Origin of the sequence: Archangium violaceum, from assembly GCF_016859125.1 — a bacterium.
GTDB classification, from domain to species: domain Bacteria; phylum Myxococcota; class Myxococcia; order Myxococcales; family Myxococcaceae; genus Archangium; species Archangium violaceum_A.
Window position 1 is genome coordinate 764,981 of record NZ_CP069338.1, and the last position, 24,339, is coordinate 789,319.

The window sequence follows — 24,339 nt, forward strand, 5'->3', positions numbered from 1 at the left end:
CGACGCCCGGCCGCAATGCTTTCCTCGAGGCAACGTCCACCGGGCTGGTAGGGAGGAACCATGAGCGCAGCCGTGACGACCGCCCGGAATCGCCCCCGGGAGTACGAGGTGACGGTGACCGATGTGCGCATGGAGACGCACGACACCGCCACCCTCTTTCTGGACTTCGGCCAGGAGCGCCCCGAGTACCGCGCCGGCCAGTTCATCAACATCGACCCGCACCAGTTCCGCGTGCTCGGCCACTTCGCCACCTACCTCCAGGAGCAGAAGGGGCGCAAGGAGCCCGCGCGCTCGTACTCGCTCGCCTCCGCGCCGCACGAGCCCCTGGTCGCCATCACCGTGAAGGACGAGGAGTTCATCCCCGGCTTCACCCGCTACCCTCCCCTGCTCTCGCCCTACCTCGTCCACGGGCACCTCACCGGAACGAAGATGCGCGTGCTGGGCTTCATGGGGCCCTACGTGCTGCCGGACGACGTGGAGGAGCGCACGGACCACATCGTCCACGTCATCGCCGGCTCCGGAGCGGTGCCCAACTTCTCCATCATCAAGGACGCCCTGCACCGGGGGCTCGGGCCACGCCACACCGTCATCGCCACCAACAAGACGTGGGGGGACATCCTCTACCGCGAGACCTTCGAGGCGCTCGAGCGCGCGCACCCGGACAAGCTGCGGGTGGTGCACAACCTCACGCGCGAGACGGACGAGTCGCGCTTCGGCCCCACCGTGCGCAAGGGCCGCATCAACGAGGCCCTGTTGGAGGAGCTCATCCCGGACCGGGCCACGTGCCTCGTCTACGTGTGCGGCCCGGCCATCACCCCGTGGGACCGGCGCAAGGCGCTGGAGACGCGCACGCCGGCCACGCCACGCTTCATGGAGACGGTGCTCGGCCATCTCCACACCATGGGCATCGACGACAAGCGCATCAAACGGGAGTCGTACGGGTAGCGGGCTCCACGCCCAGCACCCGCGCCAGCTTGGGCCGCACCCCGAAGGCGCCCAGCAGCGACTCCAGCTTCGCGCGCGCCTGCCGGTTCTCCCGGTGCACCCGCCGGCCGAGGATCAGCTCGTTTTTCAGCGAGTGCTCCCAGCCCGTCAGCTCCGTCACCGTCACCTGGTAGCCGAAGGCCTCCAGCGTCAGCGCGCGGAGGACATTCGTGAGGTGGCTGCCGAACTCGCGCCGGTGCCACGCGTGCTGGTAGAGCAGCGCCAGCGTCGGCTCCACCGCCTGCTTGCTCTCCTTGAGCTGAGTGGCCACCTCCGCCTGGCAGCACGGCACCACCGCGACGTGGTCCGCGCCCTTCTGGATGGCCACCGCCAGCGCGTCATCCGTCGCCGTGTCGCACGCGTGCAGCGCGGTGAGCAGGTGCACGCGCTCGGGCCACTGCGCCGTCTCCAGGTGCGCCGTCTGGAACTCCATCCGCCCGAAGCCCAGCCGCCCGGCCCGCTCCTTCGCCCGCTGCGTCAGCTCCGGCCGCCCCTCGACGTTGAGCAGCGTGCCCGCCTCCGCGTCCTTGAGGAACAGCTCGTACAGGATGAAGCCCAGGTACGCGTTGCCACTGCCCGCGTCCACCACCACGGGAGACGGGTGGCGCGTCTGGATGTCCTCCATCGCCGGCCGCAACAGACCCACCAGGTGGTTGACCTGCTTGAGCTTGCGCAGGGCATCCGCGTTGAGGTGCCCCTCGCGCGTGAGCAGATGCAGCTCACGCAGGAGCTCCTTGGACTGGTCCGGCAGCAGCTCGCGCCGGACCTGCTGACCTTTGACCTGCCGCCTCAGACGGACACCACCTCGGAGACCTCGGGGATGAGCTCACGCAGACGTGACTCGATGCCCATCTTCAAGGTCGCCGTGGACGAGGGGCAGCCCGAGCACGCGCCGCGCATGTGCAGGTAGACGATGCCCTCCTCGAAGCGGTCCAGGGTGATGTCCCCGCCGTCCTGCGCCACCGCCGGCCGGATCTCCGCGTCCAGGATCTCCTGGATGCGCGTCTCCACCGAGCCGCTCGCGCCCACCGCCGCTCGCGCAGCCGCGAGGGCCTCCTCGTTCACCGCCGGCAGCCCCGCGCCCAGGTGCTCGTCCAGCGTGGCCATCACCGCGTCGTTCAGCTCGTCCCACTCGCCCTCGTCACCCTTGGTGACGGTGACGAAGTTGCTGCCCACCATCACCGCCGTCACGCCCTTGATGTTCATGAGCTTGAGCGCCAGCGGAGACTTCTCCTCCGCGGCCTGCTTGCTCGTGACGTTCACCGCTCCGGACGATACGAGCCGCCGATCCACCACGTACTTCAGCGTGCTGGGGTTGGGCGTCCACTCAAGCTGGATGTTCACCGACATGTCGAAATTTCTCCCGTGCCCCCTTCCTCTAAGCCGGCGGACCTGCCCTGGCAACCCCGAGCTTCCGATGCGGGCCTCCCACCAGGGTTGCTTTATCTGACAATCAGATTTTTACCCGACTTCAGGGATAGGCCGTCCAGGCATGATAAGCTGAGAAAACGGCTGATGCCCCAGCCGGGGGATACACCCATGGAAAGTCCAGGCCTGCTGGTGCGAAACCCCAGTCCGACGATGGCCCAACCGCGCATTCCGTCGAGCGTGTTCGAGGGGCTCTTCGTCCGGGGACTCGAGCCGCATGACGAACTGGCCCGGGCCCTGGTGGCGGAGGGGTATGACCCCAGGTGCCCCGAGCTCGACTACCCGGTGCAGGTGTGGAAGCGGTGTGTCGCGCTGGCGAGGGATCAGGTCTACGGCGAGCTGAGCGACGCGGATGCCTACCGCATCCTCGGCCGCAAGCTGATCGAGGGCTTCGCGGACACGCTGGTGGGCCGGGTGGCGGCCGTGGCGCTGCCGATGATTGGAGCGGCGCGCGTGATGGAGCGGCTGCCGCGCTACATGGCGATGATGGGACGGCCGGACCTGACGGTGCACCTGGTGACCGTGGGCGAGCGGGCCCGGCGCGTCAGCATCCCGGACACGCACAACCGCCCGGAGCTCATCGCCGGAGCCATCGAAGCCGGGCTGGAGCGGGCCCACGTACAGCCCATCATCAGCGTGGAGGAGCGCTCGCACCTGGGCTTCCGCCTCCTCGTCCGGTGGTAGTGGTAGAAGAGCCACCATGGCCTACCCTCCCCGGCTCGCACACCTGGCCACGCGCTCGGTGGTGGCGGCGAAGCTGACGCCCACCTACGCGCGCGCCCACCACATCGACGAGAACGAGGCCGCGCAACGCCTCGCCACCGCCCTCCAGGGCCGGTTGCTGCCCTCCCTGTTGGAGGAGGCATGGCGGGTGATGCGGGGCAAGTCCAAGCGGCTCGATGACGAGGGCCTCCTGGAGAAGGTGGCCACCACGTTGAAGGATCGTCCCATGCGCCCCGGCCGGGTGGCGGAGCTGACGCCCGCGTGGAGTGCCTTCCTCGTGCTGGCGGACCTGGAGGCCGGCACCGCGAGCGAGGCCGCGCGCCGGGTGATGGAGTCGCCCGAGGGCCGCCAGCGCGCCCAGGACGGCCTGGCCGAGGTGGGAGGATTCCTCGCCGCCGAGCTCACCCGGGGCCGATAGACCGCCAGGCCACTCCGTTTCCGGCGAGCTGGCGGGCCCCGGGCCTGGCCGTTATAGGCTCCGGCCGCTCGACGATGTCCGACCCGCTGCCGCCCACCCTGCGCATCCATCGCGCCATCACCGAGGTCCCTCGGGGAACCTGGGACGCGCTGCTCGACGACGCGGCCCGGCCCTTCCTGGAGTGGGCCTTCCTCGCGGCGTTGGAGGAGAGTGGCAGCGTGGGTCCCCATGTCGGCTGGCATCCGCGCCACCTCACCCTGTGGAGGGGCGCGCGGTTGGTGGCGGCGGCCCCCGCCTACCTCAAGGACGACAGTCACGGCGAGTTCGTCGCCGACTGGTCCTGGGCCACCGCCACCGAGCGCCAGGGGGTGCGCTACTACCCGAAGCTGCTGCTGACGGTGCCCTTCACCCCCGTGACGGGCCGCCGCATGTTGGTGGCCGCGGACGAGGACCGTCGAGCCCGGGAGGAGGAGCTCGCCCGCGCCGCCCAGGAGTACGCCCGCGCCGAGGGCTTCTCCAGCGTCCATGTCCACTTCGCCACCGAGGCCGAGGCCACCACCCTGGAGGCCGCCGGTTACGCGGTGCGGCTGGGCGTCCAGTATCAATGGCGCAACAAGGGTTATGGCTCCTTCGAGGACTTCCTCGGCCGCTTCCACGCGCGGCGGCGCCACCAGATTCGCCGGGAGCTGCGCGCGCCGGCCGCCCAGGGCCTGACCCTGCGCACCCTTCGGGGCGAGGAGCTGGCCGGGGTGGAGCCGGACGATCTCTATCGCCTCTATGCCTCCACGGTGGACAAGTACCCGTGGGGCCGGCGCTTCCTCACCCCGGACTTCTTCGCGCGGATGCTCTCCACCTTCCGCTCGTCCTGCGAGGTGGTGGAGGCCCGCCAGGACGGCCGGCTGGTGGCCGGGGCCTTCAACCTGGTGGGACACCGGGTGCTCTACGGCCGTTATTGGGGCTGCTTCGAGGAGCACCCCTTCCTGCACTTCAACGTGTGCCTCTACCACCCGGTGGCGGAGGCCATCGCCCGGGGGCTGGAGCGCATCGAACCGGGGGCGGGCGGGGAGCACAAGCTCACCCGGGGTTTCGAGCCGAGCCTCACCTGGAGCGCTCACTTGCTGTTCCACCCGGGGGTCGATCGGGCGGTACGCTCCTTCCTGGAGCACGAACGAGCGGCCGTGCTGGCTGGCCTGCCCCGGTGGCAAGCCGAAACAGGATTCAAGCGGGGGCCGTTGGTGCCCCCTACTCGTTAGAGGGAGACCATGTCCCGAGAGAAGTACGATCCGGATTCCAACGTCGTCACCGAGACGGTACCGCAGAAGAAGCTCAAGCGGCCCACCCTCTACAAGGTGCTCCTGCACAACGACAACTACACGACTCGGGAGTTCGTGGTGGCCGTCCTCAAGGAGGTCTTCCACAAATCCGAGACGGACGCCGTGCAGATCATGCTGCACGTTCATTACAACGGTATCGGCGTAGCTGGCGTTTATACGTTCGAGGTCGCCGAGACGAAGATCAGGACCGTGGAGGCGGCGGCGCGGGAGAATGGCTTCCCGCTGCGCCTCTCGATGGAACCAGAGGAAGGTTGAGACCGTGGCGGGACCGCTGATTGCCAAGGCATTGCAGGACAGCTTCCGGAACGCGCTGGAAGAGGCGAGCCGGATGCGGCACGAATACCTGACGCTCGAGCACCTGTTGCTCGCGCTCACCAAGGACGCCCGTACCCGGGAAGTGCTCAAGGGCTGCGGGGCCAACGTCAAGCGCCTCCAGGAGCGCCTGGAGGGCTTCCTGGAGGAGACGGTCGAGCGTCTGCCCGAGGGGGTAGAGGCCGAACCGCAGCAGACCATCGGCGTGGAGCGCGTGCTGCACCGCGCGGCCATGCACGCCCTGTCCGCCGAGCAGAAGTACATCGACGGTGGGGACATCCTCGTGGCGCTCTTCCGCGAGGAGGAGAGCCATGCCCTCTACCTGCTGCAGCAGGAGGGGGTCACCCGGTTGGATCTCCTCAACTTCATCTCCCACGGCATCTCCAAGGACGAGTCGTCCGAGAGCGGCGGCTCCGGGAGCGCTCCGCGCGCCAGTGGCACGCCGGCCGGTGGAGAGGACGAGGAGGGTGAGGGGGGTCCGCGCAAGAGCCCCCTGGAGGCCTACACCACCAACCTCAACGCGGAGGCGAAGCTGGGCCGCATCGATCCGCTCATCGGGCGCCAGAAGGAGCTGGAGCGCACCATCCAGGTGCTCTGCCGGCGCCGGAAGAACAACCCGCTCTACGTGGGCGAGACGGGCGTGGGCAAGACGGCCATCGCCGAGGGCCTGGCGCTCCACATCCACGAGGGCCGGGTGCCCGAGGCGCTGAAGAACGCGGTCATCTTCTCGCTGGACATGGGCGCGCTGCTGGCGGGCACCAAGTTCCGCGGCCAGTTCGAGGAGCGCCTCAAGGGCGTGCTCAAGGCGCTGCAGGAGCACCCGGACGCCATCCTCTTCATCGACGAGATCCACACCATCGTCGGTGCGGGGGCCACCAGTGGCGGCTCCATGGACGCATCCAACCTGCTCAAGCCCGCGCTGGCCAGCGGCCGGCTGCGCTGCATCGGCTCGACGACGTACCAGGAGTTCAAGGCGTCCTTCGAGCGGGACCGGGCGCTGTCGCGGCGCTTCCAGAAGATCGAGGTGGGCGAGCCGAGCGTGGAGGACACCATCCTCATCCTCGAGGGGTTGAAGAGCCGCTACGAGGACCACCACGGGGTGAAGTACGCCACGGAGGCCCTGCGGGCGGCGGCCGAGCTGAGCGCCAAGCACATCAACGACCGCTTCCTGCCGGACAAGGCCATCGACGTCATCGACGAGACGGGCGCGGCCGAGCGACTCAAGCCCGAGGGTCAGCGCACCGGCCAGGTGACGGTGGCGGACGTGGAGGCCGTCATCTCGAAGATGGCGCGGATTCCCGCCAAGAGCGTGTCCGCCAGCGAGGGCGTGCAGCTCAAGAACCTGGAGCCCGAGCTCAACAAGGTCATCTTCGGCCAGGACTCGGCCATCAAGTCGGTGGTGGACGCCATCAAGCTGGCGCGCAGCGGCCTGCGCGCGCCGGAGAAGCCGATTGGCAGCTTCCTCTTCTCGGGCCCCACGGGCGTGGGCAAGACGGAGCTGGCCAAGCAGCTCGCCGCGGTGCTGGGCGTGGAGTTCCTGCGCTTCGACATGAGCGAGTACTCGGAGAAGCACACGGTGAGCCGGCTCATCGGCGCGCCTCCGGGCTACGTGGGCTTCGACCAGGGAGGCCTGCTCACCGACGCCATCCGCAAGCACCCCTACGCGGTGCTGGTGCTGGACGAAATCGAAAAGGCCCACCCGGACCTCTTCAACATCCTGCTCCAGGTGATGGACCACGCGACGTTGACGGACAACAACGGCCGCAAGGCGGACTTCCGCAACATCATCCTCATCCTCACCACCAACGCGGGTGCGCGGGAGATGAGCACCAAGTCCATCGGCTTCGGTGACAAGCAGGCCCCGGCGGACGCCATGCGCGCGAAGAAGGCGATTGAAAACACCTTCACGCCCGAGTTCCGCAACCGCCTGGACGGGTGGGTGCTCTTCTCCGGCCTGCCGCCCGAGGTCATCCTCAAGGTGGTGGACAAGGAAGTGGGCCTGCTCCAGAAGATGCTCACGGAGAAGAACGTGAAGCTGGAGCTGACGCCGGCGGCGCGGGCGTGGCTGGCCGAGAACGGGTACGACCCGGCCTTCGGTGCGCGGCCCATGGCGCGGCTGGTGGACAACTCGCTCAAGAAGCCGCTGGCCGAGGCGCTGCTCTTCGGCGAGCTGGCGAACGGTGGTGGCATCGCCCGCTTCGACGTGGAGGGCGAGGGCCTGAAGCTCAAGGCCGTGCCCGCCCAGGAGCCCGCCCCCGCGGCGTAGCCACGGCGGACCCCGGAAACGACAAGGGCCAGGTGGAGGTTTCCCTCCCCTGGCCCTTCGTCCTTCCTACCGTCGGTGGACTACTGCACCCGGTAGACCTTCACCGCGCTGCTGAGCTGGTCGGCGATGATCTGCAGCGTGGTGGCGGCCTCGCCGGTGGCGCCGATACGGGCGACGGTCTCGTCCATCATCTTGGACAGGTCGCTCACGGCGGTGGTGATCTGGTTGATGCCCACGTTCTGCTGGCCCACGGCGGCGGCGATCTGCCGCACGGCGGCGGCGTTGTCCTGGATGATGACGGACAGCTCGCGCAGGTTCTTGCCGTAGGTGCGCACCTGCTCCAGGCCCGCCTCCATGCGCTGCGAGCCACGCTCGGTGATGCGCACGGCCATGGCCACCGAGTTGCCGATATCGTCCAGCAGCTCGCGCACGCGGTCCGTGGACTCGATGGACTGGTCGGCCAGGGCGCGGATTTCACGCGCCACCACGCCGAAGCCCTTGCCGTGCTCGCCCGAGCGCACAGCCTCGATGGCGGCGTTGAGCGCCAGCATGTTGGACTGGTCGGCCAGGTCCTTCACCGTCTGGGTGATGCTGCCGATCTGCTGGGTGCGCTCGCCGAGCTCGAGGATCTTCTGGGCGATCTCCTGCACCTGGGTGCGGATGTCGTTGAGGCCGGTGAGCGTCTGCTCCAGGGCGGCCTCGCCCGAGCGGCTGAGCTCGTCGGCCCGCTCGGCCACGGAGAGCACCGAGTCGGCCTTCTGGGCGGCCAGGAGACTCGTCTGGCGGATTTCCTGGGCGGTGACCTGCGTCTCCTGGAGCGCGGAGGCCTGACGGGAGACCGTCTGCGACTGCTCCGCGGCGGAGCTGTTGAGCTGCTCGGTGGAGGCGTTGAGGGCCTCGGCGGCCTGCTGGAGGTTCTGCGTCACCGTGCGCAGGCGCTGCACCATCTGCCCGAAGTACTCGGCGAGCTGGCCCACCTCGCCCGCGGCGGACACCTGGATGGGGCGGGTGAGGTCACCCGACTCGACGATGTGGGCGGCCGCCTCGGTGAGCTCGCGCAGCGGACGCGCGATGGAGCGGCTGAGCATGACCACGCCAGCGACTCCCACGGCGACGACGAGCAGGCCCAGCAGCATCATGTTGAGCCACAGCCGGCGAACCTGGGCGCCGACGTTCTCGTGCTTCATGCCCACGTGCAGCACACCGCGCACGCCACCGGCCAGGGGGGCGGCCACGTCGGCGACGTCCACCGTCCTGCCGTCGATCTCCGTCTCCACCTCCTCCTGCACCTTCACGCGCCGGCCGTCGGTGAGCTCGCCGGGCTGCAGGCTGTTGGCGCTGAGCAGCGGCTCGGGGACATTCCCCGTGAAGGTGTGGGCGAGCACGTTGTTGGCGCTGTCCACCACGTAGAGGTAGCCCACGCCGTCGGCGTCACGGAACGTGTCCAGCAGGGGCTGGAGCGAGGTGGCACCGTCGGCGGAGGCCCGCTCGGCGGCCGCCGCGAAACCGATGGCGATGGCCTTGCCCTCGCTCACGGTGCTCTCCATGAGGTTGCTGCGCAGCCTCTGGGCCGCGACGCCGGTGAGCAGGAGCGCGATGGCGACACTGACGATCGCGGTCACGGTAACGAATTTGGGACCAATGCCCATCGATTGATTCGAGGTGGCGTTGGGGCTCATGGAAGCACCTCAGCGAAGAAGATCGAAACCGGCGAGACGGGCCGGCGCACAGACGAGCTCAAGCAACACCTTCCGGACCCGGAGGGCGGTTCGGCATGGGGCCGCGGCGGCAGCTCATGCGGATGATGTCGGGAATGGCGGACAAGGGAACCCCGCGGTCCGCGGCCTTCAGTTCGATGGCCACCCGAGGCATGCCAAAGACGACCGAGGAGGCCTCGTCCTGGGCGAAGGTGACGCCGCCGGCCTTGCGGATGTCCAGCAGGCCGCGCGCCCCGTCCTCGCCCATGCCGGTGAGCACACCACCGCCCGCGCGGCTCCCGTAGGTGCGAGCCAGGGATGACAGCAGCAGGTCTCCCGAGGGACACGGACCGCCGCGCGTGCGCGTCAGCCGAACCACCCCGTTGCCCTCCACCGTCAGGTCGTGCCCGTCCAGCGGGAAGTACACCCGGCCGGGCTCCAGCTTCTCGCCCTCCCGCCCGATGACGACCTTCAGGGACGTCACCTGGGAGAGCCAGCGCACCATGCCGGGGGTGAAGCCCTCGGTGATGTGCTGGGCGATGACGATGGGCACGGGCAGGTCCGCCGGCAGGCGGGAGAGCACATCGGAGAGCGCGGGCGGACCTCCCGTGGAGGCCGCCAGGCCGAAGATGTCCACCCGGGCGCCGGTGACGGGCGGCGGCGGGGAGGCGATGCGCATGCGGCGGGAGATGACCGGCACCTCCGCCATCAGGCACACCGACTCGGCCAGCTGCCGGCCCCAACGGCGCAGCTCCTCGCCACTGCTGACGGCGGGCTTGCCGATGAGCTCCAGCGCGCCCGCGCTCATCGCCTGGAAGCACACCTCCAGGTTGCGCTGGTCCGCCACGGCGCTCACCACGAGGATGCGCGCCGGAGCCTCGGCCATGATGGCCGCGATGGCCGCCGGTCCGTCCAGGTCCGGCATCAACAGGTCCATGGTGATGACGTCCGGACGCAGCAGCCGCGCCAGCGTCACCGCACGACTGCCGGTATTGGCGCGGCCAACCACTTCGATGCGCGGATCATCCGTCAGCAGGGCGCTGACAGCGTCCGCCATGGTGGGCGAGTCATCCACCACCAACACGCGGATGGGGGCCTTCCCGCTGCTCATGCGCGAGCCCCCCTACGGCTCATCACGTCGAGCACCTCGGTCAGCAGACGGCCGGCGGCGCACTCACGCTTGCTGAGGTAGCCGTCCGCACCCGCCGACAGGCCGCGCGCCCGAGCGCCCGAGGTGTCGTTGGCGGACACGAGGATGCACGGAACGTCCTTGGTATCCGGCTGAGAGCGCACCTTCGCGATGAGCTCCGTACCGTTCATCTCCTCCATCTCGAGGTCGCAGATGATCACGTCGTAAACCTCCGTCTGCAACCGCTCCAGGGCACGGGCGCCACTGGCCGCCAGGTGCACGGTGAAGCCACCGGCCTCCAGCATGGCGCGGTGCAGGGCGCGCGCGGTGAGCGAGTCGTCCACCACGAGGGCCCGGCGGCTCTGGGGCATGGCCAGGGTCTGCGGAGCGGCCTCCGTCACCACCCAGCCAGGGCGGAGGATGAGCAGCAGCTCGCCGCGGCTGAGGATGGCCGCGCCCTGATAGGCGGGCACGTCGCGCACCTCGGCGGGCAGCGGGCGGATGACGAGATCGCGGTCTCCCACCACCGCGTCCACCGCGAGCGCCAGGCGCTTGCCGCCACTCTGGACGATGATGAGCGGCTGGCCCTCGGAAGGAGGCGCCGCGGCGCGCAGGCCCAGGCGCGAGCCCAGGTCCGCCACCGGCACCAGCTGGCCGTTGTAGTCCAGCTGCGTCTTCAGGCGGCCGATGCGCAGGTTGTCCTTGCTGGCCAGCTGGGTGGACTCCACGGCCAGCATGGGCAGGCCCACCGATGCGTCGACGGCCCGCACCGTGAGCACCGGGGAGCTGCCCAGCTCCATCGGCACGGTGAGGATGAAGCGCGTGCCGGAGCCCTTGGTGCTCATCACCTCGATGCGGCCCTGCATGGACTCCGCCGCGGCGCGCACCGCGTCCAGGCCCACGCCTCGGCCCGAGGTGTCGGTGACGTCCGAGCGGGTGCTGAAGCCGGGGCGGAAGATGAGGTCGCGGATCTGCGTCTCGTGCATCCGCGCGCCCTCTTCGGCGGTGATGAGTCCCTTGCGCTCGGCGGAGGCGCGCACCGAGGCCACGTCGATGCCACGCCCGTCATCGCTCAGCTCGATGAAGAGGATGTTGCCCTGCTGCTCCACGCGCAGGGTGAGGGCACCCTCGTGGTGCTTGCCCGCGCGCTCGCGCTCGTCCGGCATCTCGATGCCGTGGTCCACCGCGTTGCGCAGCAGGTGCACCATGGCGCCCTTGAGCTTCTCCAGCAGCCGGCGGTCCAGCGACACCTCGGCGCCCACCACGGAGAGCCGGGCCTGCTTGCCCAGCTGGCGCGACAGGTCGCGCACCATGCGCTGCAGCGGCTCGAGGATGGTGCGCACCGGGCGCGTGGTGATGGACTTGAGGCCCTCCTCCAGGCTGTCGACGATGTCCGAGGCCTCGTGGCCGTCGGAGCGCACGCCAGCGGACACGGACGCCAGCATCGCGCGGGCGCGGGCCGTGGGCGCCAGCAGCTCGCGCGCCGTCAACAGCTCCACGGCCTTGGAGATGTCACGAAGCCGGTCCTCCAGGCGCATGCGGAACTCGCGCAGGCGCTCCACCTCTCGCAGCAGCGCCGTCACCTGGTGCGCACCCACGCGCCAGCCAGCGTCCACCGCGTCATCATCCACCAGGGACGAGACGGACAGCTGCGGCGCGGCGGCCGGGGCCCCGGCGGCGGAGGTCGCGCCCGACGCGGGCCCATGGGCCACGGCGGCGGCCGGCGCGTTGGCGGCCTCCTCGGGGGGCGGCGCGTCCGCCACGAGCTGGGCCAGGGCGGCCGTTGGATCCGGCAGCGCCTCCCCGCGGCCCTCCGCGTGGGCCTGCGCACGCAGCAGGAACAGATCCAGCCCGTGCAGCAGCATGTCCACGATGGAGCGCGGCATGGGCTTGATGTCCTTGCGCAGCGGCGCGAGGGCATCTTCCAGCTTGTGCGCGATGGAGCTCAGGTCCTGCAACCCGAGGCTGGCCGCACTGCCCTTGAGGGTGTGCAGGTGGCGCGCCAGGCGGGTGTACACCTTGCCCAGCGCCTCGTTGTCGAGCCCTTCCCGCTCCAGCTCGAGCAGGTCCAGGGTGACCTTCTGACAGACTTCCTGCGCCTCGGACGAGAAACCCGCCACGAGGCTCTGCAGCATGGGGTCAACCGGCATTGCGCGCCCCGGCACCGCGCGCGAAGAGGCGCGGCAGATCGATGAGGTGGATGACTTGGCGGGTGGTGGACAGGAGGACCTCCGTCACCGGACCCTCGGCATGGGTGCGCGCCGCCTCCACCGCCGCGGCGGGCAGGCTGAGCGGGCGGGGAATGGCCTCGCAGTCCAGGGCGCACAGCTCCCCGTCACCGCGATCCACCACGAGCAGCACGGCGGGGTCCTGCCGCCAGCCGTGGCCGCCCATCAGCGCGGCGAGGCTGAGCTCGGCAAGCACCTGGCCCTGGTAGCGCAGCACGCCGATGACGTGCGGCTCGGACAGGGGCACCGGCGTCACCAGACGCAGCGGCAGCGCCGCGCGCAGCGAGTCGAGCGGAATCGCGTACCGCTCCTCGCCCAGGGGGAACTCGGCCACCATGAGCACGGTCTCGTCGGCGGAGCCGTCGGCTCGCCCACGCAGGCGCGCCGCACGCTCGTCCAGGAGCATGCGGACCTCTTGATCCTGAACCTCCTCAGGGCCTCGGAGGGTGGATGTCATTCGATGGCTCCCAGGGTGAGGAAGGCGTCAGCTGACGCCCTGTAGAAGCGGGCCGGCAACGGCTCGGGCCCCTCGATGATCTGATCCGGCGGAAGCCGGGCGGCATTGTCGCGCACGGTGTGCATGAGAGCGAAGGCAGCCTCGCGCGCCCCTGCGCGCTCACGCAGCAGGGCGAGCTCCAGCATGCCGGGGAGATAGTCCCGGAACTGTTGCAACAGCTTTTCCAGAATGGTGGACGCACCGGCCTCGTCCCCTCCCTCGATGCGATGGAGCGCTTCCGTGTGGAGGAGCACGGGAGAGGGAGGAGGAGGAGGCCGCGGCGCGGGAGGCGGGGTCGCGCGAGCGGACACCTTGACGGGCTCGGGCTCGCGCACGACGGCCTTGGGAGGCGGCGCCAGCTCCTTGGGCGTCGGGCGGCGGAAGGCCTGCAGCTCCGGAGGCCCCACGCGAACCAGCCCCGCGGGCGGATGGTCCACCTCCACCGTCCCCAGCAGCAGGTGGCCGCCCGGCACGAGCGCGCGCGCCAGATGCCCCAGCGCCGTCTGCACCGCGTCCGGGGAGAAATACGTCAGCACGTTGCGGCAGAAGATGACGTCGAAACGGCCGTGGGAGTCCGGCAGCGGCTCCAGCAGGTTGGCCTGGGCGAAGCGCGTGACGGCGCGCACCGGGTCGAGGATGCTCACCCTCCCCTCGGCGACCTCCACATAGAGGGGATGGAGCAGGGGCCCGGCCTCGCGGCGGGACCAGTTGCCGTACACCCCCCGGCGAGCGGCCTCCAGGCGCCCCTCGTGCAGGTCGGTGCCGAGCACCTCCACGCGCACGCCCTGGGGCACAGTCCCCAGCAGGCACGCGGCGATGGAATAGGTCTCCTCCCCCGAGGCGCACCCGGCACTCCAGCCGCGCAGGACGGAGTTGCCCCGGCGCAGCGCCGCGGGCACCGCCTCCGAGGCGAGGAACCGGAACTGCTCCGGGTGACGGAAGAAGTACGTCTCCCCCACCAGCACGGCGTCCAGCAGGGCTCGCGCCAGCGGAGCGCCGGGACGCTGCAGTTCCGCCAGCAGATCCGAGGCGGAACGGCCCCGGGCCAGCTCCGCGCGCACGACGCGATCCACCGCCGAGGGTGAGATGGCCGTGTCACGGAAGCCCGTGCACGACGAGACGACTTCACGCGCCCGCGCGAGCACCTGCTGAGGCTCCACCCCCGAACTCATGCGCTGCGCTCCACCCCCGCCGGCCGCAGCACATGTACCGCCTCGCGCAGCAGCTCCTGGGTGGCGAAAGCCCTGGGATCGAAAATGGGCACCGAGCGATCACCCGCCCGTAGCATGCCCATGAGGGTGTCCCGGAGCTGACCGTGCTCGGCGCCACCCACGCGCTCGCGCCGCTCGATCTCCGAGGACTGATACTCCTCCGGGTCCTGCACCGCGTCCACGCTCAGCGCCAGCTGCAGACCGTCGATCTCCAGGATGACGAGCTTGCGCTCCTCGACGGTCTCCTGGTGCGCCACGTCCAGCCGGCGCGCCAGGTCCAGCACGCACACCGGCTGGCCCCGCAGCTCGAAGAACTCGGAGATGTACCCCGGCCCCAACGGCAGCGGACGCGTGGCGGGCTGGAGGATGACCTGGCGCACGGCGTCCAGGGGGATGGCGAACTCCAACCCCCCCACCGTGAGCCGCAGCAGGGCCATGGAGCCCTGCCGCGCACGGCGCCGCGCGTTGGCCAGTGCGTTCTCCACCGCGCTCAACAACTCATCGGCCCGGAAGGGCTTGGCCAGGAAGAGCTCCGCGCCAAGTCCCAGACACGCCTCCGCCCGACCCACCTCCGAGGAGATGATGATGACGGGGATGGAAGAGGTGGTGGGGTCCGCCTTGAGTCGCTTGAGGACCTCGTCACCATCCATCTCGGGCATGGAGAGGTCCAGAAGGATGGCCGCGGGCTGCACGCGGTTCACCTTCTCGAGCGCCTCCTTGCCATTGCTCGCGGTGTTCAGCGCGTAATGGCCGGAGAGGATCGCGCGCTCGAGCGCGAGGATGGCATCACTGTCATCGACGAGGAGCAGGGACGGGAGGCTCACGGCTCGGCTCTCAGTTCTGCGCCAGGAACTTGCGCACGGTCTCTGTCAGGTCGTGATGCGAGACCGGCTTGTTGATGAACGCATTGGCACCGGCGTCGACCCCGCGCTGACGCAGGTCCCCGCCCCGTTCACCCGTGAGAAGGATGACCGGGACGTCGCGCACTTGAGCCAGGGGGCTCGCGCGAACCTGCTTCACGAAGGTGATGCCGTCCATACCAGGCATGTTGATATCGGCGATGACGAGCTTGACCGGCACAAGCCGGAGCAATTGCAACGCGCGCGTCGCATCCTCTGCCTCGACGAACCCCATCTTCAGGTTCATGAGGTAGATCTTGAGGATGTTACGTACGGTCGGGCTGTCATCCACGAGGAGGATGTTGGCGCTCAAACCCAGGCTCCTCCCGGGCTCGAAGGATTCGGGACCCGGGTGAAGGAAACGGTGAGACTGTAGCGTGACCTCGCCTTCCAGCAAAAGCCGGGGCGATCGAATCCTGAACACCAGAGGGAAAAGCGAGCTCCTCCCCCCGTACAGCGATCAGCCGGCCGAGGTAGGAGCGCCGGCATCCCCTCCCCCCTCCTTGTCCTCGTTCGGGTCCACTGGCGGTGCGCCAATGGCGTGGTAGCCACCGTCCACGTGCACCATTTCGCCCGTGGTGGAAGGTAGCCAGTCCGAAAGGAGCGCACACGCAGTGCGAGCCACCATGTCGTGGCTCTTGCGGGCGTCCCACCCCAGGGGTGCCTGGGTGCCCCAGCCCTTCTCCAGGGACTTGAAGCCGGGGATGCCCTTGGCGGCCACGGTGGCCAGCGGGCCGGCGGCCAGGGCGTTGACCCGGATGCCCTTGGGGCCGAGGTCCCTCGCCAGGTAGCGCACGGTGGCCTCCAGGGCCGCCTTGCACACCCCCATCCAGTCGTAGATGGGCCAGGCCACGCGGTTGTCGAAGTCCAGCGTGACGATGGAGCCGCCCTGCGGCATCAGCGGCATCACCGCCACGGACAGCTCCTTGAGGGAGAAGGCCGAGATGCGGAACGCGGTCTGGACGCTCTCCCAGGGAGTGTTGAGGAAGTTGCCGCCGAGCGCGTCCTCGGGGGCGTAGGCGATGGAGTGCAGCACGCCATCCACCCGGCCCCAGCGCTGGCGCAGCGACTCGGTGAGGGCGGAGAAATGGGCGGGGTTGGTGACGTCCAGCTCCAGCACCTCGGTGCCCGCCTTGAGACGCTTCGCGCTCCGCTCCGTGAGCGAGCGCGCCCGGCCGAATCCGGTGAGGAGGATGTCAGCCCCCTGCTCCAGCGCGTGCTCGGCCACACCGTAGGCGAGCGACTGGGGGGTGAGCACTCCGGTGATGAGGAGCTTCTTGCCCTGCAGCAGCATGCATAGGCCTTTCTGGCTAAAGAGAGAGAAGTCCGGGGGGTTTATCACCCGGAAGCCCGGGTAGGCCAGGAAGTCACCCGGGTCCCGCGCCCCGCCCGGGGAGCCCAACGGATGAAGTTGCGCTCACGCAGCGCATGAATCCTGCTGCTCCCCCTAGCCAGGAAAGGCTGGAAGGGGGGCGCGCCTTATCAACAAATCGTGCCGAAAACCCCCCAACGGGGCGGCCTTCCAGTAAAAGACGACACGCCATGGCGAATTTCCAGGACTCGTACCTCTCCGGCGGAAACATCGACTTCATCGAGGGGCTCTACGCGCGCTACCTCGAGGATCCGTCCAGCGTGGACCCGAGCTGGCGCGAGCTGTTCCAGCGCAACGACGGCGCCGGCCGACCCATCTTCAACTCCACCCTGCTCGAGCCACCCGCGCCCGTGGTTCCGGGCAAGGACGGCAGGGGCAACAAGCCCGCCGCCGCGGTCGCACTGGCCCCGCAGACGGCCGCCACGGTCGCCTTCGAGCAGGACATGAAGCTGCAGGCCCGGGTGGACCAGACCATCTCGGCCTTCCGGCTGCGCGGACACCTGCGCGCCCGCCTGGATCCGCTCGGACGTCCCCGCCCGACGCTGGACCACGTGGCCGACGTGGGCATGGTGGACGAGAAGCACTTCTCCGCCGCCGAGCTGGAGCAGCTGGTGGAGAGCTCCAACGTCTTCCCCGAGGCGCGCGTCAAGCTCAAGGACCTGCTCGGCCGGCTGCGCCGCACGTACACCGCCTCCATCGGCGTCGAGTACATGCAGATGCTCGACAGCGAGCGGCGGCGCTGGCTGATGCGGCGCATGGAGCACGCGGAGAACCGCACGGAGTTCTCCGTGGAGGACCAGCGCCACATCCTCACCCGGCTGTCCTACGCCGAGGGCTTCGAGAACTTCCTGCACACCAAGTTCATCGGCGCCAAGCGCTTCGCGCTCGACGGCGGCGAGGCGCTGGTGCCCATGTTGGATGCCGTGCTCGAGGTGGGCGGCGGCATGGGGCTCAAGGAGGTCGTCATCGGCATGGCCCACCGCGGCCGCCTCAACGTGCTGACGAACATCCTGGGCAAGCAGCCCGCGCAGATCTTCAGCGAGTTCGAGGGCCCGCAGGATCCCAAGCAGCACATGGGCCGCGGCGACGTGAAGTACCACATGGGTTTCAGCTCGGACCATGCCACGCGCACCGGGCAGAGCATCCACCTGTCGCTGGCCTTCAACCCCAGCCACCTCGAGGCGGTGGACCCGGTGGTGGAGGGGCGCGTGCGCGCCAAGCAGGATCGCAGCGGGGACACCGAGCGCACCAAGGTGATGCCGCTGCTCATCCACGGTGACGCGGCCTTCATCGGCCAGGGCGTGGTGGCCGAGACGCTCAACCTCGCCGGGCTCGAGGGCTACAAGACGGGCGGCACCCTGCACGTCGTCATCAACAACCAGGTGGGCTTCACCACCGACCCGCAGGAGTCGCGCAGCTCCATCTACTCCACGGCGCTCGCCCAGATGCTGGACGTGCCCGTCTTCCACGTGAACGGGGATGACCCCGAGGCGTGCGTCCACGTGGCGCGCCTGGTCGCCGAGTACCGGCAGACCTTCAAGAGCGACGTCGTCATCGACCTGGTGTGCTACCGCCGCTACGGCCACAACGAGGGCGATGACCCCTCGTTCACGCAGCCGGAGATGTACGAGATCATCCGCAAGCACCCGACCGTGCGGACGATCTACGCGCAGCAGCTGGCGGAGAAGGGCCGCCTCCCCGCGGAGGAGTCCGAGGCGATCAAGCAGCGCTGCATGCAGGAGTTCGACGCGGCGCTCACCCGCGCCCGCGCGCACAGCGAGTTCAAGGAGCCGAGCGCGCTCGAGGGCCTGTGGAAGCCCTACAAGGGCGGGCTCCACAAGAGCGCCCCGCAGGTGACCACGGCGGTGGACAAGGAGACGCTGCGCGCGGCCCTGAAGAAGCTGGCCGAGGTGCCCGAGGGCTTCAACGTCCACCGCGACGTGGAGCGCACGGTGCTCAAGAAGCGCCAGGGCATGCTCCAGTCGGAGGAGCTGCAGTGGAGCGAGGGCGAGTCGCTGGCCTACGCCACGCTGCTCTCCGAGGGCTACACCATCCGCCTGAGCGGCCAGGACTGCGAGCGCGGCACCTTCAGCCACCGCCACGCCGTGCTGCACGACGTGAAGACGGGCGACGAGTTCGTCCCCCTGCGGCAGTTCCCCACCGGCAGGGCCCGCTTCGACGTCTTCAACAGCCCGCTGTCGGAGATGGGCGTGCTGGGCTTCGAGTACGGCTACAGCCTCGACGTGCCGGACGGCCTCATCCTCTGGGAGGCCCAGTTCGGTGACTTCGCCAACGGCGCGCAGATCATCATCGACCAGTTCATCGCCGCGGCGGAGACCAAGTGGCGGCGGCTCAGCGGCATCACCCTGCTCCTGCCGCACGGCTACGAGGGCCAGGGCCCGGAGCACTCCAGCGCGCGTCTGGAGCGCTTCCTCAACCTGTCCGCCGAGGACAACATCCAGGTCGTCTACCCCACCACGCCCGCGCAGATCTTCCACCTGCTGCGGCGCCAGGTGCTGCGCCCGCTGCGCAAGCCGCTCGTGATCATGTCGCCCAAGAGCCTGCTGCGCCGCCCCGAGGCGACGAGCAAGCTGGACGAGCTGGCCACCGGCACCTTCCAGGAGGTCATCCTGGACAAGGTGGACCCGGCCGGCGTGACGCGGCTGCTCCTGTGCTCGGGCAAGGTCTACTACGACCTGGTCAAGGCCCGGGACGAGCGCAAGGACGACTCCATCGCCATCGTGCGCGTGGAGCAGCTCTACCCGTTCCCCTTCGACGAGCTGGCAGGCCTCGTCGCGAAGATGCCGAAGCTCACCGAGCTCTTCTGGGTGCAAGAGGAGCCCCGGAACTCGGGCGCCTGGCACTTCATGTTCCCCCGCCTGCACGACCTGGCCGCCGCGCGGAACCAGGGCGGTCCGCTGAAGCTGGGCTACATCGGACGCGCGGAAGCCGCCAGCCCCGCCACCGGCTTCCCGCAGACGCACAACCTGGAGCAGCAGCTCATCGTCGAGGAAGCCATCCTCCGAGGAACCAAGAATGGCCGTTGAACTGAAAGTCCCGCCCCTGGGCGAGTCCATCACTGAAGCCGTCGTCGGGAAGTGGAACAAGAAGAAGGGTGACGCGGTGTCCGCCGACGAGCCCCTCGTCGTCCTGGAGACCGACAAGGTCACCATCGACGTGCCCGCTCCCGCCGCCGGCGCCATCGCCACCATCGCCTTCAACGAGGGCGACAAGGTGCGCGTGGGTGACGTGCTGGGCACCATCGAGGCCGGCGCTGGCGCCACCGCCACCGCGCCGCAGACCCCCGCTCCCGCTCCCGCTCCCGCCCCCGTGGCCGCCGCTCCCGCCGCGGCCTCTTCCGCCGCGGCCGACGTCCGCATGACGCCCACCGCCCGGAAGATCGTCGAGGAGAACAAGCTGGACGTGGCCCAGCTCAAGGGCTCCGGCACCGGCGGCCGCATCACCAAGGAGGACGCGCTCGGTCAGCTCAACCGCCCGGCCGAGGCCCCCGCCCAGCGTGCTCCGGCTCCGGCCCCCGCTCCCTCCGGCCCGCGCCCGCGCGCCGACCGCGAGGAGCGCGTGAAGATGACGCCGCTGCGCCGCCGCGTCGCCGAGCGCCTCGTCCAGGCCCAGTCCACCGCCGCCATCCTCACCACCTTCAACGAGGTGGACATGGGCGCGGTGATGGACCTGCGCAAGCAGCACCAGGAGAAGTTCCTGGCCCGTCACGGCGTGAAGCTCGGCTTCATGAGCTTCTTCATCCGCGCCGCCGTCGAGGCCCTCAAGGCCTTCCCCCAGGTCAACGCGGAGATCGACGGCGACGACGTCGTCTTCAAGCACTACTACGACATCGGCGTGGCGGTGAGCGGCAGCCGCGGCCTGGTGGTCCCCGTCGTGCGCGACGCCGACACCCTGTCCATGGCCGAGCTGGAGAAGAAGGTCGGCGACTACGGCGTCCGGGCGCGCAGCGACAAGCTCACGCTCGCCGAGCTGCAGGGCGGCACCTTCACCATCACCAACGGCGGCATCTTCGGCTCGATGCTCTCCACCCCCATCATCAACCCGCCCCAGACGGGCATCCTGGGGATGCACAACATCGTGGAGCGCCCGGTGGCCCGCAACGGCCAGGTCGTCATCCGGCCCATCATGTACCTGGCCCTCTCCTACGATCACCGGCTCATCGACGGCCGCGAGGCCGTGCAGTTCCTCGTGCGCGTGAAGGACTGCATCGAGGATCCGACTCGGCTGCTGCTGGAAATTTGAAATCCAGACAGACAGTAGCAAACGGGAAAACGGGCCAGCCGACTAGACAGGCGGTCGGCTGGCCGCCTACAACTTCACTTGTCACCCGACGGACGGGGGACGGGAGAACGAGTCGGCCCACGGCCGGCTCCTGACAAGGAAGCACAATGGCAACTGGTACCGTGAAGTGGTTCAACGACGCGAAGGGCTTCGGATTCATCGTGCAGGACGGCGGTGGCGAGGACGTGTTCTGCCACCACACCGCCATCAACATGGACGGGTTCCGGACCCTCGCCGAGGGGCAGAAGGTGGAGTTCGAGCTGGCTCGTGGTCCCAAGGGCCTGCAGGCGCAGAACGTACGCGCCGTCTGATGTCCCGAGCCACTCCGTACCCGTAGTGGCCTGAAGAAAAGGCCCGGCACCTCGAGAGGAGCCGGGCCTTTTCATTCGCGGGTGACCGCGCCCGGGCAGCGGGCCGCTACTTCGTGAGGTGCCGCTTGAAGTGGCCCATCACCCACTCGTACTGACGCTGGGTGACGAGCGGATCCGGCACCATGTGCGTGAGGCCGCTCAGGGGCAGCAGCTCATGGCGCTTGCCGGCGCGGAAGAGCGCGTCGGAGAGCTTGAGCGTGTGGAAGAAGTAGACGTTGTCGTCCGCGGTGCCGTGGATGAGCAGCAGCGGGGAGATGGGCCTGCGGGTGTCGCGCGCGTAGGTGAGCAGCGAGCTCTTCTCGTACGCCTCGGGGTTCTGCTGGGGCAGGCCCAGGTAGCGCTCGGTGTAGTGGGTGTCGTAGTCGAGCCAGTCCACCACCGGAGCACCCGCCACGGCCGCCTTGAAGACCTCCGGACGCTTGAGAGCGGCGAGCGCGGCCATGTAGCCACCGAAGCTCCAACCCTCGATGCCCACGCGCTGCACGTCCACCTCGGGCACCACCGCGGCGAGCGCCTGGACGGCGGTGGCCTGGTCCTCCAGCGTCACACCGGAGAAGTCCCCGCGCACCTCGCGCTGCCACTTCGCGCCGCGCAGCGGAGTGCCGCGTCCGTCGAAACGGGCGATGAGGAAGCCCTGGTCCGCCATCCACTGCGACAACAGGTGCGCCGCCATGGACTTGTGCACGACGGTGACGGTGGGGCCGGCGTACACCTCGACGATGGTGGGCAGCTTCTGGCCGGGCTTCGCGTTGCGCGGGCGAACCAGCGAGGAGTGGAACTTCAGCGGACCCACCTCGCGGAACTCGACGATGGGGGTGAAGCCGGGCTCCACCGCCACGGAGGGCAGCTCCCCCACGCGCGAGCCGTCCGCGCGCGCCACGTAGGTGCGCGGCATGGACTTGGGGCTCGAGTGGTTGATGACGAGCAGGTTGCCCGACTTGGACACGCTCCCCATCTCGACGGCCTCGCCGGTGGTGCCCGGGCGCACCTGCTCCGGGGCGCCGCCGTCCTTCACGCGCCACAGGTAGCTCTCCGTGGGGTTGGGGCCACCGGTGAAGTAGAGGGTGCGGTCCGCCTCGACGTAGCGGGCCAGGCCCCGGAAGCCCGCCTCCGGCTTCACCAGCGAGCGCGCCAGGCTTCCGTCCGGGTTGCGCAGCTCCACCTCGGGGCCACCGTTGCGCTCGGTGTACCAGAGGAAGCCGCTGCCATCCTCGAGCCACAGCGGGAAGGACTGCTCCAGTTCGAGCCAGGCCTCATCCTTCTCGGTGAGGAGCTCGCGCGTCCTGCCGCTGGCCACGTCCACCGCGAGCAGCTTCTCCTCCGTCTGCGTGCGGTTCTGCACCAGGAGGGTGAGGGGGCCCTTCTTCGGCCACACCACGGTGGCCAGGTACGGGTACTTCTCCGCGTCCCACCGCACCCAGACCGTCTTGCCACCCGTCACCGGGGTGATGCCCAGGCGCACCTTCGCGTTGGCCTTGCCCGGACGCGGGTAGGCGTAGTCCTCGGAGCCACGCTCGGGGTGCATCACGTCGATGATGGAGAGCTTCTCCACGCCCGAGGTGTCCGACTCGGTGTAGGCGATGGACTTCGCGTCCGGGCTCCACCACCAGCCGGAGAAGCGGCTCATCTCCTCCTGGGCGACGAACTCGGCCAGGCCGTGGGTCTTCGCCGGAGTGCCTCCGCTGGTGACGCGGCGCTCCTTGTTGGTGGCCAGGTCGATGCGGAAGACGTCGTTGTCCCGGACGTAGCCCACCTGCTTGCCGTCGGGGGAGAAGCGCGGATCGATGACGCCCTCGCCCGTCTTCAGCTCGGTCGACTTCCCGGTGGCGCGCTCGACGAGGTAGAGCTTGCCGGAGAGCGGCACCAGGATGCGCGCACCGTCCTCGGAGAGCTGGTAGGAGGTGAAGCCCCGGGCGCTCACGCGCATGCGCTCGCGGCGGGCCTTCTCCTCGGGGGAGAGCGTCTCCTCGGCGCCCTTGAGGATGGCCTCGGGCGTGAGCACCTCCTTCGCCTCACCGGTGGCCACGTCGAAGGCGAAGAGGGTCTGGATGGGCGCGCGGGGCTGACCGCGCAGGAAGAGGACGGTCTTCTCGTCGGGAGTGATGCGGGGGTTGACGGGACGTCCGCTCATGAAGCGGCGCGTCTCCGCGTAGTCCCGCAGGAAGGCATCTTGCGAGGTGGAGGACATGGGCTTGGCGGGAGGCTGCTGGGCGAGGACGGGGGCGCTCGTGAGAAGGAGCGCGGCTGCGAGCAGGATGCGCATGCGAGGCTGGCGCCCGAGGAACGGGCACTCCCTCCTTTGAGGTAGAAAGCGCGCGCAGCCTACACTCCTGGCGGCGCGCGGCCCGCAAAGAGCCGCGGGATGACGGTTATTCCCCATGATGGACGATGATTCGCAGAGGCACCTCCGACTGGCGGGAGTCATCCGGCTGGCGCTCGGTGGCGGGCGGGGGCCCACGGACGCGTACGTGTTCGATCCGCACCGGCTGGCGCTGCCCTCGTGGGCGTGCGCACTGGGGGACGGTCCGGCGGCACTGCTGGTGACACTGGACCGGCACCTGGACCTGGTGGTGCCAGCGGCGCCGGGCGCGGTACCGGATCGCTCGGCGGGCCTGAGGGCCCTGGACGAGCACGCGCGCTGGGCCCTGGACGTGCGCAACTACGACCACGTGCTGGCGGCGATGGAGGCGGGGCTGGTGGGCGACGCGCTGGTGATCGCACGCGGACGACCCCGGGGAACGTTCACCGGGGACGTGTATGTGGACACGCGGGGGCGCTCGCACCGGCTGGTGGTGGTCCCCACGGTGGACCGGGCCGCGGAGGCCTACAACGCGCCCGCCCCCGGTGATGCGGTGCGTGAAGTGCTGGCGTCCGCCGAGCGCGTGCTGCTGGACGTGGACCTGGACTGCTTCACCAGCCTGAGCGACGCGGACCCGACAACGGTGCTGCCCTGGCCCCGGAGTGTCATCCGGGAGTACCTGCTGCCACCGGACTCGGAGTCCTTCTGGGAGGCGGTGCTGGAACGGTGTGTCGCGCTGACACTGGCGAGGGAGCCGCACCACTGTGGCGGACTCCTGGCCGCGGGGGAGCTCTTCCGGGATGTGGCCGAGGTCCTCTTCCGGGAGCTGCTGCGGACACAGCTCCCCTAGATTTCCTTTTCCCGGGTTTT

General features: G+C 69.5%; 21 protein-coding genes. 10 read left to right on the forward strand and 11 right to left on the reverse strand.

The window, feature by feature from the left end:
• The first annotated feature begins 60 nt into the window (after positions 1-60).
• Positions 61-945, forward strand: coding sequence for an oxidoreductase (locus JQX13_RS03275; protein WP_203407628.1), 885 nt, complete (start codon positions 61-63; stop codon positions 943-945).
• Here JQX13_RS03275 and JQX13_RS03280 read toward each other — a convergent pair.
• Both JQX13_RS03280 and JQX13_RS03285 read right to left on the reverse strand, forming a co-directional pair.
• A complete protein-coding gene (locus JQX13_RS03280; protein WP_239014509.1) occupies positions 923-1,630 on the reverse strand; it encodes a class I SAM-dependent methyltransferase in 708 nt (235 codons plus the stop codon). The two genes, JQX13_RS03275 and JQX13_RS03280, sit on opposite strands and share 23 nt — an antisense overlap.
• A 143-nt stretch (positions 1,631-1,773) precedes the next feature.
• Positions 1,774-2,334: a NifU family protein gene (locus tag JQX13_RS03285; RefSeq protein ID WP_203407629.1), complete on the reverse strand. Its 561-nt coding sequence runs from the start codon at positions 2,332-2,334 to the stop codon at positions 1,774-1,776.
• 189 nt (positions 2,335-2,523) lie between these two features.
• Between JQX13_RS03285 and JQX13_RS03290 the strand changes: the two genes are divergently transcribed.
• From JQX13_RS03290 to clpA, 5 genes are all read left to right on the forward strand, one after another.
• Positions 2,524-3,096 (forward strand): DUF2378 family protein, encoded by a 573-nt coding sequence (locus JQX13_RS03290; protein WP_203407630.1) that lies wholly within the window; start codon positions 2,524-2,526, stop codon positions 3,094-3,096.
• Positions 3,097-3,112: 16 nt separating this feature from the next.
• Complete coding sequence (locus JQX13_RS03295) at positions 3,113-3,553, forward strand: hypothetical protein (protein ID WP_203407631.1); 441 nt, start codon at positions 3,113-3,115, stop codon at positions 3,551-3,553.
• Positions 3,554-3,627: 74 nt separating this feature from the next.
• Positions 3,628-4,806, forward strand: coding sequence for a GNAT family N-acetyltransferase (locus JQX13_RS03300; RefSeq protein ID WP_203407632.1), 1,179 nt, complete (start codon positions 3,628-3,630; stop codon positions 4,804-4,806).
• A 9-nt stretch (positions 4,807-4,815) separates the two neighbouring features.
• Positions 4,816-5,142 (forward strand): ATP-dependent Clp protease adaptor ClpS, encoded by a 327-nt coding sequence (locus JQX13_RS03305; protein WP_108066889.1) that lies wholly within the window; start codon positions 4,816-4,818, stop codon positions 5,140-5,142.
• Positions 5,143-5,146: 4 nt separating this feature from the next.
• Entirely contained in the window at positions 5,147-7,465 is a 2,319-nt protein-coding gene (gene clpA / locus JQX13_RS03310; protein ID WP_203407633.1) for an ATP-dependent Clp protease ATP-binding subunit ClpA, read from the forward strand.
• A gap of 80 nt (positions 7,466-7,545) precedes the next feature.
• On the opposite strand, the gene JQX13_RS03315 is transcribed toward clpA, so the two are convergent.
• From JQX13_RS03315 to fabI, 8 genes are all read right to left on the reverse strand, one after another.
• The gene (locus JQX13_RS03315) at positions 7,546-9,144 is read right to left on the reverse strand and encodes a methyl-accepting chemotaxis protein (protein ID WP_203407634.1); all 1,599 of its coding nucleotides are present in this window, start codon (positions 9,142-9,144) and stop codon (positions 7,546-7,548) included.
• A 58-nt stretch (positions 9,145-9,202) separates the two neighbouring features.
• Entirely contained in the window at positions 9,203-10,273 is a 1,071-nt protein-coding gene (locus JQX13_RS03320; protein WP_203407635.1) for a chemotaxis protein CheB, read from the reverse strand.
• Entirely contained in the window at positions 10,270-12,441 is a 2,172-nt protein-coding gene (locus JQX13_RS03325; RefSeq protein ID WP_203407636.1) for a hybrid sensor histidine kinase/response regulator, read from the reverse strand. Before JQX13_RS03325 ends, JQX13_RS03320 begins: the two co-directional genes overlap by 4 nt.
• Positions 12,431-12,976: a chemotaxis protein CheW gene (locus JQX13_RS03330; protein WP_203407637.1), complete on the reverse strand. Its 546-nt coding sequence runs from the start codon at positions 12,974-12,976 to the stop codon at positions 12,431-12,433. Before JQX13_RS03330 ends, JQX13_RS03325 begins: the two co-directional genes overlap by 11 nt.
• Positions 12,973-14,187, reverse strand: a complete 1,215-nt coding sequence (locus tag JQX13_RS03335) for a CheR family methyltransferase (RefSeq protein ID WP_203407638.1) — start codon at positions 14,185-14,187, stop codon at positions 12,973-12,975. The genes JQX13_RS03330 and JQX13_RS03335 overlap by 4 nt, the downstream gene beginning before the upstream one ends.
• Positions 14,184-15,050, reverse strand: coding sequence for a response regulator (locus JQX13_RS03340; protein WP_203407639.1), 867 nt, complete (start codon positions 15,048-15,050; stop codon positions 14,184-14,186). Before JQX13_RS03340 ends, JQX13_RS03335 begins: the two co-directional genes overlap by 4 nt.
• Before the next feature lie 10 nt (positions 15,051-15,060).
• Positions 15,061-15,438, reverse strand: coding sequence for a response regulator (locus tag JQX13_RS03345; RefSeq protein WP_203407640.1), 378 nt, complete (start codon positions 15,436-15,438; stop codon positions 15,061-15,063).
• 147 nt (positions 15,439-15,585) lie between these two features.
• Positions 15,586-16,419 (reverse strand): enoyl-ACP reductase FabI, encoded by an 834-nt coding sequence (gene fabI, locus JQX13_RS03350; protein ID WP_203407641.1) that lies wholly within the window; start codon positions 16,417-16,419, stop codon positions 15,586-15,588.
• 248 nt (positions 16,420-16,667) lie between these two features.
• On the opposite strand from fabI, the gene JQX13_RS03355 reads away from it, so the two are divergent.
• From JQX13_RS03355 to JQX13_RS03365, 3 genes are all read left to right on the forward strand, one after another.
• Positions 16,668-19,544, forward strand: coding sequence for a 2-oxoglutarate dehydrogenase E1 component (locus JQX13_RS03355; RefSeq protein WP_203407642.1), 2,877 nt, complete (start codon positions 16,668-16,670; stop codon positions 19,542-19,544).
• Entirely contained in the window at positions 19,534-20,760 is a 1,227-nt protein-coding gene (gene odhB / locus JQX13_RS03360; protein ID WP_203407643.1) for a 2-oxoglutarate dehydrogenase complex dihydrolipoyllysine-residue succinyltransferase, read from the forward strand. Before JQX13_RS03355 ends, odhB begins: the two co-directional genes overlap by 11 nt.
• A 146-nt stretch (positions 20,761-20,906) precedes the next feature.
• On the forward strand, positions 20,907-21,110 hold the full coding sequence (locus JQX13_RS03365) for a cold-shock protein (protein ID WP_108066901.1): 204 nt from the start codon (positions 20,907-20,909) through the stop codon (positions 21,108-21,110).
• A 106-nt stretch (positions 21,111-21,216) separates the two neighbouring features.
• Here the strand turns inward: JQX13_RS03365 and JQX13_RS03370 are convergent, their stop codons facing one another.
• Positions 21,217-23,433, reverse strand: coding sequence for a S9 family peptidase (locus tag JQX13_RS03370; protein ID WP_203407644.1), 2,217 nt, complete (start codon positions 23,431-23,433; stop codon positions 21,217-21,219).
• 115 nt (positions 23,434-23,548) lie between these two features.
• Here JQX13_RS03370 and JQX13_RS03375 point away from each other — a divergent pair, with 115 nt between their 5' ends.
• A complete protein-coding gene (locus JQX13_RS03375; RefSeq protein WP_430384150.1) occupies positions 23,549-24,319 on the forward strand; it encodes a hypothetical protein in 771 nt (256 codons plus the stop codon).
• Positions 24,320-24,339 lie beyond the last annotated feature (20 nt).